At 44.4% G+C, this 17,214-nt stretch carries 16 protein-coding genes; 5 read left to right on the plus strand and 11 right to left on the minus strand.

Features of this window, described 5'->3' with window-relative positions; all coding sequences use genetic code 11:
• Window positions 1-78 precede the first annotated feature (78 nt).
• Window positions 79-768 (plus strand): hypothetical protein, encoded by a 690-nt coding sequence (locus tag JO154_RS25225; protein ID WP_291951560.1) that lies wholly within the window; start codon window positions 79-81, stop codon window positions 766-768.
• A gap of 77 nt (window positions 769-845) precedes the next feature.
• Here JO154_RS25225 and JO154_RS25230 read toward each other — a convergent pair whose 3' ends face one another.
• Window positions 846-1,643, minus strand: a complete 798-nt coding sequence (locus JO154_RS25230) for a DUF4382 domain-containing protein (protein ID WP_291951562.1) — start codon at window positions 1,641-1,643, stop codon at window positions 846-848.
• Window positions 1,644-1,827: 184 nt separating this feature from the next.
• On the opposite strand from JO154_RS25230, the gene JO154_RS25235 reads away from it, so the two are divergent.
• Entirely contained in the window at window positions 1,828-2,346 is a 519-nt protein-coding gene (locus JO154_RS25235) for a hypothetical protein (protein ID WP_291951566.1), read from the plus strand.
• A 289-nt stretch (window positions 2,347-2,635) separates the two neighbouring features.
• Window positions 2,636-2,992 (plus strand): MmcQ/YjbR family DNA-binding protein, encoded by a 357-nt coding sequence (locus JO154_RS25240; RefSeq protein ID WP_291951569.1) that lies wholly within the window; start codon window positions 2,636-2,638, stop codon window positions 2,990-2,992.
• A 30-nt stretch (window positions 2,993-3,022) separates the two neighbouring features.
• Here JO154_RS25240 and JO154_RS25245 read toward each other — a convergent pair whose 3' ends face one another.
• From JO154_RS25245 to JO154_RS25265, 5 genes are all read right to left on the minus strand, one after another.
• A complete protein-coding gene (locus tag JO154_RS25245) occupies window positions 3,023-3,814 on the minus strand; it encodes a sulfite exporter TauE/SafE family protein (protein ID WP_291951572.1) in 792 nt (263 codons plus the stop codon).
• Window positions 3,815-4,200: 386 nt separating this feature from the next.
• On the minus strand, window positions 4,201-5,538 hold the full coding sequence (locus JO154_RS25250) for a Gfo/Idh/MocA family oxidoreductase (protein ID WP_291951575.1): 1,338 nt from the start codon (window positions 5,536-5,538) through the stop codon (window positions 4,201-4,203).
• 102 nt (window positions 5,539-5,640) lie between these two features.
• The gene (locus tag JO154_RS25255; RefSeq protein WP_291951578.1) at window positions 5,641-7,020 is read right to left on the minus strand and encodes an alkaline phosphatase family protein; all 1,380 of its coding nucleotides are present in this window, start codon (window positions 7,018-7,020) and stop codon (window positions 5,641-5,643) included.
• A gap of 47 nt (window positions 7,021-7,067) precedes the next feature.
• On the minus strand, window positions 7,068-8,282 hold the full coding sequence (eboE, locus tag JO154_RS25260; protein WP_291951581.1) for a metabolite traffic protein EboE: 1,215 nt from the start codon (window positions 8,280-8,282) through the stop codon (window positions 7,068-7,070).
• Window positions 8,283-8,297: 15 nt separating this feature from the next.
• On the minus strand, window positions 8,298-9,452 hold the full coding sequence (locus JO154_RS25265) for a 3-dehydroquinate synthase (RefSeq protein ID WP_291951584.1): 1,155 nt from the start codon (window positions 9,450-9,452) through the stop codon (window positions 8,298-8,300).
• 337 nt (window positions 9,453-9,789) lie between these two features.
• Here JO154_RS25265 and JO154_RS25270 point away from each other — a divergent pair, with 337 nt between their 5' ends.
• Window positions 9,790-11,223 (plus strand): ATP-binding protein, encoded by a 1,434-nt coding sequence (locus tag JO154_RS25270; RefSeq protein ID WP_291951589.1) that lies wholly within the window; start codon window positions 9,790-9,792, stop codon window positions 11,221-11,223.
• Window positions 11,224-11,249: 26 nt separating this feature from the next.
• A complete protein-coding gene (locus tag JO154_RS25275; protein WP_291951592.1) occupies window positions 11,250-11,888 on the plus strand; it encodes a response regulator transcription factor in 639 nt (212 codons plus the stop codon).
• 83 nt (window positions 11,889-11,971) lie between these two features.
• Here JO154_RS25275 and eboC read toward each other — a convergent pair whose 3' ends face one another.
• The 5 genes from eboC to JO154_RS25300 form a co-directional block, all read right to left on the minus strand.
• The gene (gene eboC / locus JO154_RS25280) at window positions 11,972-12,889 is read right to left on the minus strand and encodes a UbiA-like protein EboC (RefSeq protein ID WP_291951595.1); all 918 of its coding nucleotides are present in this window, start codon (window positions 12,887-12,889) and stop codon (window positions 11,972-11,974) included.
• A gap of 48 nt (window positions 12,890-12,937) precedes the next feature.
• On the minus strand, window positions 12,938-13,837 hold the full coding sequence (locus tag JO154_RS25285) for a TatD family hydrolase (RefSeq protein WP_291951599.1): 900 nt from the start codon (window positions 13,835-13,837) through the stop codon (window positions 12,938-12,940).
• Window positions 13,838-13,950: 113 nt separating this feature from the next.
• Window positions 13,951-14,847: an EboA domain-containing protein gene (locus tag JO154_RS25290; RefSeq protein ID WP_291951602.1), complete on the minus strand. Its 897-nt coding sequence runs from the start codon at window positions 14,845-14,847 to the stop codon at window positions 13,951-13,953.
• Between the two features lie 406 nt (window positions 14,848-15,253).
• Complete coding sequence (locus tag JO154_RS25295) at window positions 15,254-16,792, minus strand: FG-GAP-like repeat-containing protein (protein ID WP_291951607.1); 1,539 nt, start codon at window positions 16,790-16,792, stop codon at window positions 15,254-15,256.
• Window positions 16,793-16,837: 45 nt separating this feature from the next.
• Window positions 16,838-17,214 (minus strand): hypothetical protein (locus tag JO154_RS25300; protein ID WP_291951610.1); only part of this gene is annotated, 377 nt, incomplete at its 5' end.

A 17,214-nucleotide genomic window follows, 5' to 3' on the forward strand; every position in this document is an offset into this window, starting at 1 on the left:
AAAAACGTTTAACTAACCTGGTAAAGGGTCTCTACATTTGGCATTGCTTTCGCATTACAGTAAGCAAAAGGACAGTATATGAAAAAGACAATTTTACTCATAGGTTTATTAATAGCAGGAGTTAGCATCCAACGTAGTTTTGCACAAGTGAGCGTGAATATCAACATCGGCAGTCAGCCACTTTGGGGCCCAACCGGATATGATTACGTGCAATATTATTATCTCCCAGATGTAGATGCTTACTACAACGTAGCGAATCGTCAATTTATTTATATGGATCGCGATAGGTGGGTGTATGGTTCCGCTTTACCTGGCTATTATCAATGCGATCTGGACAGATGCTACAAAGTAGTGGTGAACGATCCGAACCCATGGATGCGCGGTGATTACTACAGAAACAGATATGTACAGTACAGAGGTTATTATGACAGACAACGTATCATCAGAAACACCAACGACGTAAGGTATGTACAAGTACACAGATGGAATGATAGAAGGGATGACAGAAGATATTATAGCGACAATGACAACAGATGGAATAATGGAGGAACTAGCTGGAGAGTGAATCACGATCGCGATAATGGTTGGAGAGACAATGGTAGAGACAATAACTGGAATCAGAACAGAGGGAATGGCAGAGACAACAATTGGAACAACGGAAATGGACGAGATAACTGGAACAATCAGAATGGTGGAAATGGTAGAGACAACAACTGGAGAGGAAACGATAACAGAGGCGATAATGGACACTGGCGTGATCACAGATAAAATCAGCATATAGCAAAAAGAAAGGCCGCTTCGATGGAAGCGGCCTTTCTTTTTGCATATGTTTTTGAGTCAGCGAATTATTGATGAAGCGTGATGGTACCGATGGTGGATACTTGTCCGTTAGTAACAGTTACGTTGGCCACGAGGGTATCTTTCAATACGCCATTTCCAGTAACAGATACATTGTATGCGCCTGCATTCAGACCAGCCACGAGGAAGGCGCCGGTAGCGTCAGGAATAGCGGAAGCAATGGTGTCGGAATTTTGGAGGATGAATACCCCTTTGGTAATGAGTGGCGGTAGAACGATACCTTTAATAGAACCGCCAATCGCCTGTGTATAAGAACGGATAACTGGTTTCAGGATGTAGCCGCCGTTACCAGTAGTAACCACAGAGCGGTTAGCATCGAAGTCGATCCACAGCCGGTATTCCACACCTGCTGTCAACGTAGCCTGGATGTTTAGTTTCAATCCGGACTGTTGAGCAGAAGGGGTTTGCAATGGATAGGAGGTACCACCAACCACAACGGTATTATTGGTACCAAGAATCAGGCGGATTTGGGAAATTTTCCCCGCAGGAATACTGTAAGAAGCCAGCAAGGTATCTATACCATTTCTGAAATTCAGGAGATTATAAACTCCTGGGCGTAGAATATGCAGTGATTGCCAACCGCTGCTAGTGTCTGTGGTACTATTTACTTGTACATCTTGAATGTCCACATTTACGGCATCGTAGTTGGCAGGCGCATCGGTAAGATAAACGCTGAATTTGGCATTTCCTCCGTTGTTGTTGTTATAGTCGTTTTTGGAACAAGCGGATAACAGCAAGGCAGTTGAGGCAACGGCTGTGGCAACAGCCAGTAATCGGTTTTTCATGATATGTGATTTTAACACAATTTTATCAAGATCTATGCCGCTCTTTTTTAATTAAATTAAATAATAATTAAAACTGTAAACATATATAAATCTATTCATTATGATTAGTAAAAACGGTACCTTTTATAGGTTTCACTGCATTTAGCTGGCATTGTTTTGGCATTGGTATTATTAAAATATTCGTATGAAAAAGGTAATGATTTTTCTAGCGATGTTTTTATCGCTGGGTATGTTGGGAAATAGAGCGAATGCGCAGGTGAGAGTGAATATCAATATTGGAAGCCAGCCTGTGTGGGGACCTGTAGGCTATGATTACGCACAGTATTATTATATGCCGGATATTGACGCCTACTATTCCATTCCACGACAACAATTCGTCTATTTCCATGGGAACCGATGGGTATTTGCCTCATCGCTTCCTCCATCCTATAATTATGATCTCTACCGTGGTTACAAGGTAGTGGTGAATGATCCGGATCCATGGTTACGGGCGGATGTGTACCGTGAAAGGTACGGACATTATAAAGGCTGGTATGGCAAACAAACTATTATTCGCGATAGTCATGATGCGAAATATGCGAGAGGAAATGGTTGGGGGCGTGGTCACGGTAATGAACACGGAGATCATGGCAATCGTGGAGACCATGGCGATCACGGGGATCATGGACGCGGACATGGACATGGTCATGATGAACAACGGTAAATGAAATTATAAGTCATAAGTAGCCGGACTTATCTCGGCAAAACAGGCAGCATTCATTGTTGCCTGTTTTTTTATGTCAATTGCTGATAAAAATTTATTGTAAAGTTTATTTGAGTGCAGTTTTTGGGATGAATATTTTTGTATTTTTATAATGCAGTTCCATCACTATTTACGGAAATTATAACCTCCAGTCTGCATATTACGCTTTGTAATATACAGTGTTCGTTTCGCCTTTATACTCGTTATGACTGATTGATTTGCTATTGTATGATTTTTAAAACCTGCTGTTATGTTTGATAATACCCTGGCATTTTGCCGTGCATTACCTTCCGTAACTACGGAAATGAAGATGGATAATGAACTGCGGTTTTTCGTAGGCGAAAAATTGTTTGCCATGCTTTCCATGGATGAGCCACATCGTATTTCCTTTAAATGTATCCCTGCACAATTTCACAAGCTGATTGGGAAGCCTGGAATTGTACCAGCGCCATATTTGGCCAGATATCACTGGGTACAGTTGAATCAGGATGATACGATACCAGAACCTGAATTGGAAAATTACTTGCACAACGCCTATGAACTGGTATTCGGAAGTTTACCTGAAAAAGACCAGCAGTATATCCGTAATCATGAAGCGCATGCATAATGCGTCCGTATGTTATTTACCCCATACTGCTTACGCAAACAACGTAAAGAAGATATCGTATAGCCCAAAAAGGATGAGTGTAAAAGCGAAGAGTTTCTCCAACAACGGCGTTTTCATCTTAACCGCCGTTTTCGCCCCCAGATAAGAAGCAGGAAATGCTGTCAATGACAAGACCAAAGCTATTTTCCAGTCGATGTGTCCCAGGTACCAATGCGTAATCGCTCCAGGAATAGAGAGGATGGCAGACAATACCACTGCACAAGCCAATGCCTGTTTAATCGGCATTTTCAATTGCTTGATAAAAAAGGAGCTAAACAATACACCACCCGCATTCGCCAATAAGCCCGCCAGTAAACCGATACCCAATGCCGCTCCCATCAGTTTGGAAGCAGGAATATTTTCTGCATTGATTTCCTCTGCGGCTCTTACTGTTTGCTCCTTCCGGGTAAATGAGTACAACAACATAAAGCCCAATGTAACGATAAACAATGCTGTCAGGAGCATCAGTGTTTTTCCTGGCAACCAACTACTCATCCATGAGCCTGCTATAGTAGAAGGCACTGCAATAACAGCACAGAGCAGGATCACTCTTGCACTAAACAATTTCTCTTTTCTGTAAACAGCCGTAGCAGAAAGGGTGCTGGTAATAGACGCAGGCAATGGCGATGCCAACGCAAAAAAAGGATTCACACCGGCGAAAATTTGCAGTGCCGGCGTACTAATGGCGCTGCCTCCTTTTCCCAGTAGTCCGGAAAGATAACCTACAATAAGTCCGATTATCAATACCGGCAGGTAATGAGATTGTTGTAACAAAAAGTTCAATGTAAATGGTGGTTGGTCTAAAAAATAGTATTACAGGTTTGACGAAGGTAGGACAACATCATTCCGCTACGAAATAATACCGATAACTATAAGTTATGGGAGATAACTAATAATTATATTTATTTCTAGTCTATAAACAGAATAGGAATAAGGGTTTTCAGGGAATTGAGATTTTAAAAAAGCTGTATCAAAAAAGCGAAATTGACATCTGTGGACGTCAATTTCGCTTTTTTTTCGTCGTCCCTGCCCGCTGAGCAGGAACGACAGGCAGGAGAGTTTTGCCTTCATTTCCTTTGGGCAAATTTGATTAATAAATGCCCAATGATGAACTTTTGATACAACCTCTCCACTTGAATACAGGTTAAATGCACGTGATTTTTCTTCACTTAAATTTTAGGCGCCCATCCTTTCTCATAATCTCTACCCCACAGTTTCATAGCGGCATCATCCGCGAGAATATGACCATTGGATGGATCGGTGTGCAACACACGGCCAGTGCGTTGCGCAATATTTCCCAGCAAACACAGTAGCGTACTGCGGTATGCTTCATTGATTTCAGAATTAAGTTTTGCTTCGCCACGGATAGTATCCAAGAAATTCTGGATGTGGATCGCATCATAGAACTCGCCAGCAGGACTCACGGTATTCGTCACGCTGCGTTGATCTTTGTCCAACTGTTTTACCTCCTTAATGACTTTATTGGAGTTGTCGATGATTTTGTAAGTATCGCCGCCGCTGTTATAGAGCGCTCCTTTAGAACCGAAAATGGTGAAACCACGGCCAGCGCCTTCCAGGTTAAAAGGATGACAACTACGACCTTCCCAACTGATAGCTTTCTTACCATTCTCAAATTCAAAATTGAGGGTTTGAGTGTCTGGTGTCTCCCAATCATCTGGCGGATAAGCATAACGACCACCAGCGGATGTTACTTTAGTAGGGAATTTTACATCGAGGAACCAGCGCATACAATCCAGTTCATGGGTTGCATTGTTACAGGTTTCGGAAGTACCCCAATGCCAGCGCCAATGCCAGTTGTAGTGTACGATATTGTCTAGGTAATCTCTTCTTGGCGCAGGGCCTTGCCAGAGGTCCCAATCGAGCGTACCTGGAACGGGGATTTTTTTACCAATTCCTATTGGTTTACGGTCGTTGACATACCATCCTCTAGCATAATATACATCACCAATAATACCATCTCTTACTTCTTTCACTGCCTGTTGGATATTAGGCCAGGAACGGCGTTGGTTTCCCATCTGCACATGCCTGTTATATTTAGCAGCAGCAGCTACCAACAATTCACCTTCGCGAGGATTGTGTGCACAAGGCTTTTCCACATACACGTGTTTACCTGCGGCTGTACCCATGATCGCAGCGGGTGCATGCCAGTGATCCGGCGTAGCTACAATCAGTGCATCGAAATCTTTTCGCTCCAACAGTTTGCGGATATCCTTGATCACAGTGGGAGTGCGACTTTGCGCTGCTGTTACGGCTTTCATGCCTTTGGCAATGGCGCCATCCTCGACGTCACATATATATCCAATCTCCGTATTGGGCAACTTGGCAGCGGTTTGTGCTAGCCAGTTTCCACGGGAATTCACACCCATTACTCCCAGCACAATCTTATTACTGGGGGCGTTCTTACCAAATACAGGAAAATTAAGATAGGTCAGACCAGCTCCCAGACCCGCTGCTGTGCTGGTTTTGATAAAATCCCTTCTTTTCATAACAGAGCGTTGTAGTTTAGTTTTTTTCTATTTAGCAATCGGTTGCATGAAAATAGATAAATAATTGAGAGAACCTAAATTTTTTTGATTGATGGTGAATGATTATTGGCTGAGTGGTAATTGATTCAAAGTTTTCCACATGACCTGGTATACATCTGTAGCCTGGATACTGCTTGTAGGCAATGCATCATTGGTAATAATTACCGGTTGAAGCGAAGGAGTAGTTTCCAATCGGCCGTGAGAACCCTTTATCAGCGTAGCATCCAGCGGGATAACATTCATGAGATAGCGGAAGCCCAATTTTTTCTTCAGCAGTTTAAAGCCTGCTTTCAATTTAACAAAGGGATCTTTTGGGTCCATGAACATTTCAACCGGATCGTATCCTGGTTTCCTAAAGATTTCCACTAATCGTGCGAAATCCGGCGCTTTATTATCATCCAGCCAGTAGTAATAAGTAAACCAACTGTTTGGGGCTGCAACAGCCACCAAATCGCCACTGCGGGCATGATGCAGATGATGCTGTCTTTTCCCCTCCCGGTCTAATACTAGTTCGATATCTGGATGCGCTTCCAGCAGTGCGCGTACCTTTTTGTAGCAAGTAGGATCGTTAATATAAATATGCGCAATCTGGTGATCGGCTACAGCAAAGGCTTTGGAAGCACCAGGATCCAATATCTCCAGCCCTCTTTCTTCCCGGATGGCGAGCAATCCTTCTTTTCGTAATAGTCGATTGATATCTACTGGATTGGTGGCATTGGAAATACCATATTCTGAAAGAATAATGATAGCAGTATCCTGCGCTTCATAATATTCTACCAGTTGTTTTACCACCTGATCTATTTCCAATATTTCCTTGCGGTTCTTCTCCATGTCCTGTCCGAATTTTTGCAGACAGTAGTCCAGATGCGGGAGATAGATGAAGGTCATGGTAGGATGATAGCGCTGATCTGTAAGAATAGATGCATCAGCAATATATTTGGAAGACACGATGCTCGCTGTTGGCCCCCAGTAATTGAAAAGAGGAAAGGTGCCTAACTTTTCGCGGAGGTAATCGCGCAAATCAGCGGGCGTAGTATAGCAATCCGGGATTTTCCTACCGTCCGAAAGATAGTTAGGACGTGGAGTCAGCGAGTAATCTACGTTGGCATACATATTATACCACCAGCACATCTGGGAAACGGTAAATTCAGGATTCAACTGTTTAGCTTTATCCCAAATTTTAGGTGCATCCACTAGTTTGTTGGATTGTTTCCAGAATTTGATTTCGCTGTCGGTGCGATCATACCATCCATTTCCGACGATGCCATGTTCGCAGGGCCATTGACCTGTAAGATAAGTGCTCTGTACGGCGGTGGTAACAGCCGGTAACATCGGCTGAATGGTTGCCAGATGCCGTTTTTCAGTGTATGCCTTTAAAAAAGGCATGTGCTCCAACAAAGAGGTAGAGAGTCCTACCACATCAATAACTACTGTCTTTCTCATAGATTCTTTGGCCTTGCTTGTGATGCCATAAAACTATAATTCCAGTGTCAGAATTCCAACACTTGTTTTACCCATTGTAACTCCCTGGAGACAGAAGCTGCGATTTCCTGTTTCAAGCCCGATGGCAGTACATCCCAGGTGTATGTTTCCACCTCCAGATGAGGAGCAAACGGTTGTTGCCGCTGTAATTGCAGCACATCCAGGATATCGGACTGGGTGGACTCCAGCACTTCATATCTGTCTAGAAAGACTGGTACATGGAAATGGGATCTCCACTGATTTACCTCCTGGTTATAGCCATCTGCCAGTGCTTGCGGAAGATCGGGATAATGAATCAGGCTACCACTGGCTGTTTGCGCGATGACCTGATGCAAGTATACCGGTTCCTCAAATTGACGAAAAGCATCTAAGACGATTTTTCGCTTATCCGTATCTGTTGGCATGGCTGATTTTAATGCAGCGCTGATTTGGATCTTTCCTGTTTTCAGTCCATAAGCTTCCATTTGGCGGAGTACGTCTGTTGGATTTTCATACACTAGTGCGAAGTGGCAGACATCGTAGCACAGGCGGATATGGTTTTTCAACCAGGCGACCGCGGTGGCTTCATCTACTCGGAATTTATCCTGGAGAAATGGAATACCAGCAGGCATCAGGGTATGTCTGAACCAGTCGATATATTCCGCTGAATTTTCTAGTAGTCCATCTGGTTCGGGTTCTATATCCAGGTGCATCAATGGGCCACCTCCGCGATGAATTTTCACCAGTTGTTCTACTATCAGCAGTATGTTCAATGTGGCACTTTCGGTAACAGAGTTTTTTTCTTCTTCACATCGATTGCACCAATATTTATAACTGAGTGGAGATGTGGAGATACTACCTTCCATGCCTTCCGGCAGCAACGCCGCCAGGATGCGGAATAAGCGAATAGTATAAGCCACTCTATCTGGAGAAGTCCAATCGGGCGCGTGTACCTGATCTTTCACTACCGTATCATGAAAGCTGCCATAAGGAAAGCCGTTCATGGTAAACACGTAGCAATCATTTTCTTGCAGCCATTGTCGGAATGCTGTCAATGGTTCTTCCTTTGCCAGTTCTAGGCTGGCGGTATTGGCTAGTCGTAGCCCTATTCCAAAGGGTTGGTGCGGACTTACCTGCTGTTTAATAACAGGGACATGCAGTTGTAATTGTTGAAAATGATCTGTCCAGGATTCGCCGGGATGGATATTGGAACAATAACTGAGCTGTCCATATGGTGTTTGCATGATTTTTCGTTTTGCTTATTGCAATGCTTTACAGATGGCGACAGCCTGATAGAGTTTATCGGTGTGCATTTCGTGCACCTCTTCCCCTTGTCCGAGGGCTCGGAGCAGGGTAATGGTGAGTTGGCCGCCGAGGTGTTCGCGGAATTCTTCCAGTCCTGCGATCACTGGAGAAGGATCGCCGTTCTGTTGTTCCATCAGCGGATGCCATACGGGCAATTGCAATGTTTTCAGCACCTGGATAACCCGGTGCATATCTTTTTCTGAGATCCAGCCCAGCAGGTAAGAGTAGGCGCTATCTACCGCCACGCCGATGGATACAGCTTCTCCATGGCGGAGTGCGAAATTGGTCAGTTGTTCCAATTTATGTGCGCTCCAGTGGCCGAAGTCGAGCGGACGGGAAGAGCCACTTTCGAATGGGTCTCCGCCGTTGCCGATATGTTGCATATGAAGGGCAGCGCAGCGATAGATGAGTTCCTGCATAGGTTCCATCTGGCGCTCGCTGAGGGCTGTAGCGTGTTCATCTATCCAGTTAAAGAAGTCCACGTCTTTAATTAGGGCTACTTTCACCGCTTCTACCATACCTGAATTCCAATCGCGGGGATGAAGTGTAGTGAGGAAATGGCTATCGTTGAAAACGGCTTGTGGCGGTGCGAAGGCGCCGAGGAAATTCTTTTTGCCGTTGAAGTTGATACCATTTTTCACCCCTATACCGGAATCATTTTGTGAGAGCACGGTACTGGGGATACGAATATGTTTCACGCCGCGATGGGAGATAGCGGCTACGAATCCTACTAGATCCAGCAGGGAGCCACCTCCGATGCCAACGACGAAAGAGTGTCTGTCTATCTTGTATTTGTCGATTGCATTTACCAGACTGAGAAAGAGGGCGAGGTCATTCTTTACCGCTTCTCCACCTGCGATGGTGAGTATTTCCGGGGCGAGCTCAAAGCCATCCACTGTGCGGAGGTAGGCTACTATCTGACCGGCGAGGCCGGGATGCTGATCCGCCATCCCCTGGTCTAGAATGACCAGTAATTTCTTTTTGTATGCGGTAACTGCCTGATGGTGCAGGTAATTACGCAAACATTCATTTGCCGGGTCAAAGAGGTGAGTGGTAAAGTGAACCTGGTAGTTAAAGTTGACATCAAAATTCTGCAGTAAATATTCCATGGCTAATCGCTTGCATTCTTTCCGTTAGTAATCGATTAAATGTACAAAAATTCCGTATTTCTTCCTATCGGAAAGTGACTGCCGGTAAATGTCTGCGCTCCGGAGAGAGGAATGAAAAAAATGGGTATTTATTTATGAAAATCGGGAGAAAATGGCGATCTTTATGTCCCTGTAATTTTACTTGCAGGCATTGGTATTAATATTGTTTGTGCGTGACTACAAGTGCCCCAAGGAGTTAACCCTGTAACGATTGATGTTCTTCCTGCACTCTTGTTGCATTGCGATAGCTGCGAAACACACGCAAATTATCATGATATCATAACCAATTATTCGCGTTATGTACGGAAAACTGTTCCTGCTGCTAACTGGGCTGGCGGTGAGTATTGCCGGCACTGCACAAATAAATGTGCAGCAGGACAGCCTATATCAACGTGTAAGACAGCTACCTCCCTGCATGGAGAAGGTACAGACGCTTTACCAATTGGGGGCGGCATTAGTACCGGACAACATGACCGCAGCCGGAAAGTTCATGCGGGAAGGGCTTAACCTTAGTATCCAATTGGGGTACTATAAGGGCATCGCAGATTTTCCGGGGTACTATCGCTACTGGCTTGATGTTCGGGGTGATTATGTAGCCGCTTTATTCCTCTTACACCAGGCGGATAAGCTTTATGGATATCTGCGGGATACCAGTGGTAGCATGTATTGTAATGCCAATTTGGGTGAAGAATATCTCCAGGTGGGCAATTACGAAGCAGCAGCCACATATTATGGCAAAGCCTTGCAGTTGGCCCCATTTCAAGCAGATAGCATGCAGACCGCTATTTGGAGTGCGCGATTGCAGACCATCCAGGAGGAGCTTCATGATTCCCTGGCTGGCAATACCACCCGCAGCAGGTTACAGTTGATCGCATTGCAAGATGCGACTCAAAAGGAGGAAAAAGCGCGTGCGGCTCGGCAAATAGGGCAATTACAACATGCCTTGCAATTGCAGCAAAGAATTGGATTAGGTGTTTTATTGCTGCTACTAGCGTTGCTGATGACTTATGTATATGCGCGTTGGCGCAGAGAGCGAACATGGCAGCGACGAAAGATCTTGCAAATCATGGATGCAGAACGGACCATACATATGCAAGCAGCAATGCTAAAGGGCGAAGAATTAGAACGGATACGGTTATCCAAAGAATTGCAAGAGAAGGTCGGGGGACTGTTGTCGGCAGTAAAAAAAGATGTCAACAAACTCCAACAGGAAGATACTTTATTGCAAACAGCAGCGCCTTTTCAACATGTCCTGCAATTATTGGATAGCGCAGTGGAGGAAGTTGGGAAGACAGCCGATCAGTTGAAGCCTGAAATCCTTTCCAGGATGGGACTTTCGGAAGCCCTTGGATTTTATTGTCGAAATGTAAGTCACGCCCCTAAGCTACAGATTACGTATTGCCATCAGGGTGAGATGAAGCGATATAAAGCTGGCTTTGAGTTGAGTGTTTATCGTATTGCGCAGGAGCTGATTAATAATATTGTTCGGCATTCTCGCGCAAGTGCTGCACTGGTACAGCTTTCAGAGCATCCGAAGCAAGTGACCATTACATTAGAAGATAATGGTATTGGGTTTCAGCATCAACCGGCATTACAACATGATGTTGCCTTGAAGCACCTGCATCACAGGATAAAGGCATTAAATGGAAACCTGGAAATTGATATCAATACGGGACGTGGAACGATGGCCTGTATTGCATTTAACGTCAGTGAAGCGCATTCGCTGACATAAAGAGAATTGAATAAAAATTTGTGAAGATGCAAATTAAACTAGCAATTGCAGACGGCCATCCTATGATACTGAACGGGATCAAAGCCATGCTGGCTCCAGAACAACACATACAAATACTGCATACTTGTACATCTGTAGCAACGCTCTTGGACGCGCTGCATATGGATTGTGCCGATGTATTGTTATTGGATATTAGGTTGAGTGGGGCTGATAGTGTAGTTGTATGTCGTCAGATAAAAAGTTTATATCCCGCTATTAAGATCATTGTGCTGAGTGATGTTTCTGAATCCTATTACGTCAGGCAGATGATACGTAGTGGCGCCAGCGGTTTTCTGCTGAAAAGCGCCGACCAGGAAGCATTGGTGGCGGCTATTAAAACGGTAGCTGCTGGTCGGCAGTATTTCGATGAGCAATTACAGCAACTGGCGTTGCAGGAAATGCTCATGGGTAGAAAGCGTGCATACAATGATGGACTGCTCACGAAAAGGGAAGAACAGATTTTGACATTGATTGCAGATGAATTTTCCAACCAGGAGATTGCAGATAAACTATTCATCAGTTTGCGGACGGTGGAAACACATCGGTTGAAAATTGCGCAGAAATTAGCGGTAAAGAATACAGCAGGTTTGGTCAAAGAGGCCATGAGAAGGGGCCTTGCAGAGTAGGAATCAAAAAAATGGAATTGACTGCGTCAATTCCATTTTTTTGATTTTATTCAGACAGGAGCGTTTTTGATACTCCTCATCTTTTATGTTACGGCAAATAGTTTGCCCAGTCCAATAGATACAGGTAGTAATAGCAGTACCGCCACTGCGAATGGCATTTGTCCAAAAGCAGCCACCCATGCAGCATTCATTACAATCAGTGCAATGATGCCACCTTTTACAGCTTTTCCGATATTAGGTCCGGAAGGATCTTTGATAGCTCGGATCAATGGTCTGTTGATCATGATGATGAAGAGCAAAATAAATGGCAGTGCCACCCATAAGCGTTCTTGGAGGATGGCTAGTATAATCATCGCGATATATACTAACGCATAGCCGGCTGCGCTTACTTTCAGGCTTTTCACGTTTCCGCCATGTACTTCTCCCCTACTGATATTGGTGATAGCTGCGATGTAGATAACAGGAATAATTCCCATCCACCAGTAGTGTGCCAGGGCATCTGGTACTATGCTGATACCCAGCAATAGGTTTAAGCCTCTGCAGAGGCCCATATTCAGCGGGCCCCAGGAGCGGTGTTTCCCCCATTTGTTGTAGATGAGTGCGGAAAGGGAAATTGCTATGGCGAGCCAACCGGTAGAACCGGTTAGGTGTCCTACAGAAAAGGCGCCGAGCACGCCTACGAGGAGCAGGTATGCCCCCAGGATAATGGCCTGGGTAGCGGATATCACGCCGCTGGGAATAGGGCGTTCAGGCCGTTCCACATAATCCAGCTCCGCATCAAAAACATCATTAAAAACGACCCCACCGCCATAAAGACCGGCGGCAGCGAGGCACAGACATATTACGGGGAGAATAAAATCCAGCGTAATAGTACCTGTAGTCTCGTTCAGGAAATAGCCTGAGATGGCCACCCCTGCCAGCACATCAGCGATAGCAGTGATAATATTGGCCGGGCGCATCAGGCGTAGATATCCTATCAATTTACTAGCAATATAACTCACCTCATTAACAGGTTTTCATGGTTTTGGGCCAATACTCGTGTATAGGGCCTACCGGATGATGGTTGTATTTTTGTTATGTCTTGGTTGTTGTCCGCCGCGCAATACAGTACTGCCGTTGAACTTCTCGCTTTGATCAACCACAATTCCGAAATCGGCTTCGTTAATTTGTCCACTTTGAGCGAAGGCCTTAAGTGCATTCATGTAAGTTACCAAATGAATGTCATTCGAGTCAATACCACTTTCGTGCATCAACGCCGCTGTTTTAGGAACAGCAAGGGGATCGCTAATGCCCCAATCCGCGGCAGAGTTCACCATAATTCTTTCACTGCCATATTGTTTGACAATTTCCACCATTCTTTCATTGCCCATTTTGGTAAAAGGATAAATAGTGAAAGCAGCCCAGAAACCGCGGTCTAGCACTTCTTTTACGGTTTCCTCATTATTATGATCTACGATAATCATATGAGGGTCTAGGCCATGTTCAATGGCGATATCCATGCTACGGCGGGTTCCTTGTTTTTTATCGCGGTGAGGCGTATGGATTTGAACCGGTAAACCTGCTTCCTTAGCGAGTTCCAGTTGTGCGCGATAATATTTTTCTTCCAGAGGAGTTTGGTCGTCGAAACCGATTTCACCTACGCCTACTACACCTTCTTTGTAGATAAACTGCGGGAGTATTTCCATGACCGCTTCCGCCAGTTTTTCGTTGTTAGCTTCTTTGGAATTCAGCCCGATAGTGCAGTAGTGTTTGATACCGAATTGGGAAGACCTAAAACGCTCCCAACCAACGAGGCTACTGTAATAGTCGCGGAAAGAATCCACACCAGTGCGTGGTTGTCCGAGCCAGAATGCAGGTTCGATAATAGCAACTACGCCGGCATCCGCCAAAGCTTGATAGTCATCCGTGGTACGGGAAGTCATATGAATATGCGGATCAAAAAATCGCATGCCTTTAATTTTATCAAGCCAGGCAGGAGAATGGGTTAAAGGTTGCAGATCCTGTTCTGTTAAATCATGAATGCCACACATAGATTAATATTTTTTGAATAGGAATATCGTTGTTATAATAAATTGATTTTTGTGGAGATGGTATCCCAGGAGATGTTGCCTTGGTTTATATCCGACAGGAGTTCCGGGGCTGTTGCCAGGAGGGCTTTTGCCGGCTGATACTGGCTATGGTAGCATACGAGTGCTGCTGCTTCTTTCTCCACATTGTAAGCTGAATGCCAGAGACGTGTTATATCCTGGAAGTTGGCATCGTTGATGAAATTCTCTAGGAGTTGCCATTGCAGGAGATTCACTGTTCTGCCGGCAGCTTGACGTTCGTGCGCAAAATCGGTGATGATATTGGCGAGGGCCTGATTGGCGCGTTCGCGGAGACCTTGAATAGTTTGCAATGGTTTATCCGTGAAGATCGCTTTCATTACTAATTGGTTCCATGCAGGTTCTGGCAGCCATTTGGCTGGGTAAGGATTCTGTACCATGATGGCCTCTTGTACAGGGCCGATATTGGAGCGAATTCCTTCTGCGGTGCGGGCAATCCATTCATCGGGGTATGCCAGCAGTGGCAGCGCGCTGTATAGTGCGGCCAGTTCATTCATTTCCGCCGCATTGAAAAGATTTTCTATCTGCTGGAGATAGAGCGATTTATCATCCGACGGTAAAAATAACAACCACCATACGCGTGCAAGTCGGTCTAACGTCCAATTATATACGAAAAGTCCTGGAACGAGCGACTGTAATTCCTTTGCGGGAATGGTGCCTGGTTGGAGCAAATGTTTGCCGGTAAACCTAGGTATAGCGGTGAATGTTAAAACGAATTGTTGCGTGGAAGGGTCTTTTTCCTGGATTTCTTGGCGTTTTTGCAGCCATTCCCAGGCTTTGGGCTGATCCTGATTCTGGAGGAGTTGACCTAGCAGCGCTCTCACTTTAACGTGGTCAAATACATAAGCGGTCACATCAAACCTATTTAATAGTGCGAAAAATAATTACCCAATAAAATTAACCAGTAAACCCGGATTTATATAGGATGCTGAATTATTTATGATGGATGGTTGACGAACAGGAATGATATAAAATAAAAGAGAGGCAATAATGCCTCTCCTTCCGCCATTCTAAAGCCTGACTATTCATCAGGATATCTTTATATAACACGTTACAGATGGCGTATCTGCGATGTGTCAAGTAGGTATAACACTATGGAAAGCGGGCAAAAACAAAAACGACGATGATCAAATATCACCTGTGAATGTTATTCACAGTGTTGCCCGGCATGTACTTTAATGGTCTTGGAAGTTAATTACGGCTGTAATATACATATTATTCTATTTCTCTACCAAATCTGTCTTCTATTTTTTATGACGTCTAATGTGTATATAACGTATTCAAAAGTACTATAAACGGTTGATATTCTTTCCAGTTAGGTTGATATTCGGACTGAATAATAAATCCTTTGGCATAATTTCCAAGTATAATATCCAAGTCGCCATCTTTATCTACATCTGCCACATCCATCGTTATCCAATGACCTTCTTTTTCGATGGGTGGGGCAAATGGTGTAAACTGTAAAGATTTATTTCCACCTTGAAACAGCAGGAATTTTTCTGCAGGGTTATGTTGTAGATCTGCAAAAAAGGCGATGGTGGCAATATCTGGCCAGCCATCCCCATTAAAATCTGCTGCAACTGCTTTAGTGCAACCATTTACAGGATAGAACCATGCTTGTTTGTACTGATTATTTCCTTGATTCAGGAAGATGTATACGCCGTGATAGGGCTTCAGTACCATGGAGTAATCGGCATTATCGCCACAGGTATACAAAATATCCAGTTTTCCATCGCCATTGAAATCGTAGAGCTGGAAGCTCGTAGATCCATATATGGGAGGAAATTTCAGCAGGTTAATAGGTTTGAATCCACCTTTCCTGTCGTTTTCAAAGAGCCATATTCCTTCTTCTCCTGCTGCGAACAACGCCATGACATCAGGCCAACCATCGTTATTGAAATCGCCGACTACAGCATGTATGGCGCCTGGTTGCTGCAACATGGGAATTTCTTCGTATTTGCCTCCAGACTGTTTGAGAAAATATAATCCACCTGTATTATGCCCGAAAGCACAGACAATCATATCCTCTTGGCCATCTTTATTAAAATCGCCATACAGGGTTTGGACTGGTCTTTGGAGGTAAGGTTTAATGTCTTTTAAATTACTTTCCTTTAAATCTGTATTTATTTCTGAAATAATCCCTGAAGGCTTGTCTACCGCGCGCATATCACCTATTTGTGTAATACGTGCAATTTTATTTCCTGCTTCGTTTTTTCGAAAACTGATATCCACCACAGGAGAAGTGGTCTTCCATACACTTATTTTTTCCATCTGCATATTCCAGCGACACAATTCATTCGTGTAGGCATTACTGTTATAAATATCTCCATCCTCCGTGAATGCCACCAGTGTACTGGCAGCAACCATATTTGTATCTGATATAATGGGATGCACCATTGTAAATCCTGCCCATCCCTCTTTAATGGGGACATCCCGTTTGGCAGCTTCCAATTTCTTTGGCGCCGTACGTTGATACCAGGTTACAATTTCTGTCCAGTCTTTAAATGGTAGCAATGCGGGTTCATCTCCAGCCATCGGAGGATAATATTCTTTTTCTCCCCATACTCTTATTTTCAATCTTTTTGCCATGGCGGGCAACACGTGGTCCGTCCAGGTGGCTGAGTCCAACAGTGCTGGAGACACAGGGAGGTGGCAGGACCCACAATATTGATTGGCGAGGAGTTGCGCTTTCTCATCGCGGGATGGTGTGTGGCAGCCATTCATGGCGGAGGAAATGATTGCCAGTAGGGCACAGGCAAGCATTAAATGTTGGCGATAGGATGGTTGAGGAACAGGCATCGACATAAATTTTTTCTACCTCATCTAATATAACAAATACCTTGTTTAAAGTATTACAAAAAGGAATTGACGTCTGACGACGTCAATTCCTTTTTGTGTTTTTTTCGTTGTCCCTGCCCGCTGGGCAGGGACAACAAGCAGGAAAACATTAATGCACTTTTGGTACATCCTTTTCTTTTTCATCGTTCTTGCCCGACAGAAAGGGACGACAAGCAGGAAATCAATAATGCACTTTTGATACACCCTTTTCTTTTTCATCGTTCTTGCCCGACAGAAAGGGACGACAAGCAGGAAATCAATAATGCACTTTTGATACATCCTCTCCTTTTTCATCGTTCTTGCCCGACAGAAAGGGACGACAAGCAGGAAATCAATAATGCACTTTTGATACACCCTCTCCTTTTTCATCGTTCTTGCCCGAT

The organism is Chitinophaga sp. (genome assembly GCF_019236475.1).
Classification (GTDB): Bacteria; Bacteroidota; Bacteroidia; order Chitinophagales; family Chitinophagaceae; genus Chitinophaga.

Excerpts from the sequence above, each read along its gene's own strand:
- JO154_RS25275 (WP_291951592.1), top strand. The coding sequence starts at position 11,250 with ATGCAAATTAAACTAGCAATTGCAGACGGCCATCCTATGATACTGAAC.
- JO154_RS25295 (WP_291951607.1), bottom strand. The coding sequence starts at position 16,792 with ATGCCTGTTCCTCAACCATCCTATCGCCAACATTTAATGCTTGCCTGT.
- eboE (WP_291951581.1), bottom strand. The coding sequence starts at position 8,282 with ATGCAAACACCATATGGACAGCTCAGTTATTGTTCCAATATCCATCCC.
- JO154_RS25240 (WP_291951569.1), top strand. The coding sequence starts at position 2,636 with ATGTTTGATAATACCCTGGCATTTTGCCGTGCATTACCTTCCGTAACT.
- JO154_RS25265 (WP_291951584.1), bottom strand. The coding sequence starts at position 9,452 with ATGGAATATTTACTGCAGAATTTTGATGTCAACTTTAACTACCAGGTT.
- JO154_RS25225 (WP_291951560.1), top strand. The coding sequence starts at position 79 with ATGAAAAAGACAATTTTACTCATAGGTTTATTAATAGCAGGAGTTAGC.
- JO154_RS25285 (WP_291951599.1), bottom strand. The coding sequence starts at position 13,837 with ATGCGATTTTTTGATCCGCATATTCATATGACTTCCCGTACCACGGAT.
- JO154_RS25270 (WP_291951589.1), top strand. The coding sequence starts at position 9,790 with ATGTACGGAAAACTGTTCCTGCTGCTAACTGGGCTGGCGGTGAGTATT.
- JO154_RS25255 (WP_291951578.1), bottom strand. The coding sequence starts at position 7,020 with ATGAGAAAGACAGTAGTTATTGATGTGGTAGGACTCTCTACCTCTTTG.
- JO154_RS25230 (WP_291951562.1), bottom strand. The coding sequence starts at position 1,643 with ATGAAAAACCGATTACTGGCTGTTGCCACAGCCGTTGCCTCAACTGCC.
- JO154_RS25250 (WP_291951575.1), bottom strand. The coding sequence starts at position 5,538 with ATGAAAAGAAGGGATTTTATCAAAACCAGCACAGCAGCGGGTCTGGGA.
- JO154_RS25235 (WP_291951566.1), top strand. The coding sequence starts at position 1,828 with ATGAAAAAGGTAATGATTTTTCTAGCGATGTTTTTATCGCTGGGTATG.